The organism is Frankia sp. AgKG'84/4, from assembly GCF_023242965.2.
Lineage (GTDB): Bacteria > Actinomycetota > Actinomycetes > Frankiales > Frankiaceae > Frankia.
Genome location: NZ_JALKFU020001042.1, coordinates 1 through 1,678, shown reverse-complemented (window position 1 = coordinate 1,678; position 1,678 = coordinate 1). Strand labels below are relative to the sequence as shown.

Below are 1,678 nucleotides of genomic sequence, written 5' to 3'. Positions count from 1 at the left end.
ACGCCGTTCTGGCGCGCCGGCCCGTGACCCGTCCGATGGTGCGCGCCGCGGCGCCCCGCGCACGGCCAGGGTTCCGGGTCGGCCCGGTTCCGCGGCCGAGGTTGGTGCCCGAGCCGGCCCCACTCGAACTACTCATCCACTCATCGTCCCCCGGGAAGGTCACCGCTACAGCACAGGGTCGGCCCGAGAATAGCCGGCCGATCGTGTGATTCCCGTTGATCCCGCCGTTCCCGGCGGCGTCTCCGGCGGGGACGGGGGATAGCGCTCAGGTGGCCCATCGTCGCCCCAACGTGGAACCAGTCGCACCACTGCGGGTCAAGATGCACGCACCGCGCTCACCCGGGTCAGGTCTAGGCACCTGCGCAGCCGCAGCGCCGTGATGTCCTGGTCAGGACGTCACCAGTCACCCTCTGGCGGCGACACTGCCGCGACAGCGCGGATACGGGATGTAGCAGCCACGGGGGGCGCGGTGTCGCGATCAGGGATGGTGCCGGAGTCGACGGCAGCACGCGGGCCGGGCCTGCCGTGCGAGTGATCGCGGTCGTCAACTACAAGGGTGGTGTCGGGAAAACGACACTGACGGCGAACATCGGCGCGCAGATCGCCGCCTGGGGGAAGCGGGTCCTGCTCGTCGACCTGGATCCGCAGGCGAGCCTGACCTTCTCCTTCCTGCGTCCCGAGCAGTGGCGGGCGGAGCTGGCCGAGAGTCGGACGATCAAGCACTGGTTCGAGGCGTGGCGGATGGACGGTCCGCTGCTGCCGGTGGCATCTCTGATCAGTTCACCGCCGGTGGTGAACCGCCACATCGCGTCCGGCAGCGGCACCCTCGACCTGATCGCCTCGCATCTGTCCCTCGGCGATGTCGAGATGAACCTGGCGGCCCGCCTCGGCGGCGCGGAGGTGCACCAGTCGACCCGGCACTACTTCGATGTCTACCTGCGCCTCGCGGCGGCGCTGGCCAGGCTGCCGCGCCCGGGGTACGACCTGGTGCTGCTCGACTGCCCGCCGAACTTCGGTGTGCTGACCCGGGCGGCGATCGCCGCCTGCGACCAGCTACTCATCCCCGCCCGGCCGGACGAGCTGTCCACTCTGGGCATCGAGCATCTACAGTCGCGGCTGCACCGGTTCATCTGGGAGTTCAACCGGATCGTCGACCTGCGCTCGGACCAGGGGCCGGTGATCCGCAAACTGGAGCCGGTGATCCTCGGCGTTGTGTTCACGATGGTCCAGCTCTACGCGAGCCGGCCGATCGCGGCGTTGCGGCCCTATCTGATGCAGACCCGTGAGCTGGGGCTACCGGTGTTCGACGCCATGGTCCGCGAAAGCAACAGCCATTTCGCCGGCGCCGCCCGTGCGCAGGTTCCCGCCATCCTCTCCGACCAGCTCTCCCCCGCTCTCGCCTGGGAGCTACGTCGTCTCGTCGAGGAGTTCCTTGCCCGCGTCCGCACGGCCCAGCCGTGACCGCCCCGACAGCGCCGGGCGATCCGACGGCCGCCGACGCCGTCCGGCTGAGCTCCGCGTTGCTCACCCAGGTCGCCGAGCTGCTCGCCCACCTGGATCCCTCGCAGGCGGACGACCTGCTGGCCGGCCGCGCACGGCTGGGCGTCGTCCCCTCGCCGGACAGCGCCGGCTCCGCCCCGGTGGCTGGTGCCGGCGCCACCACTCCAGTGGCGGAGCC

At 70.8% G+C, this 1,678-nt stretch carries 1 protein-coding gene and 1 pseudogene; both read left to right on the top strand.

Going from position 1 to position 1,678, the window contains the following annotated elements:
• The first annotated feature begins 525 nt into the window (after positions 1–525).
• Entirely contained in the window at positions 526–1,461 is a 936-nt protein-coding gene (locus MXD58_RS27125) for a ParA family protein (protein WP_248840457.1), read from the top strand.
• Positions 1,458–1,678 (top strand): annotated as a pseudogene (locus MXD58_RS27120) (hypothetical protein); the annotation flags it as partial. The gene MXD58_RS27125 and the pseudogene MXD58_RS27120, both read left to right, overlap by 4 nt.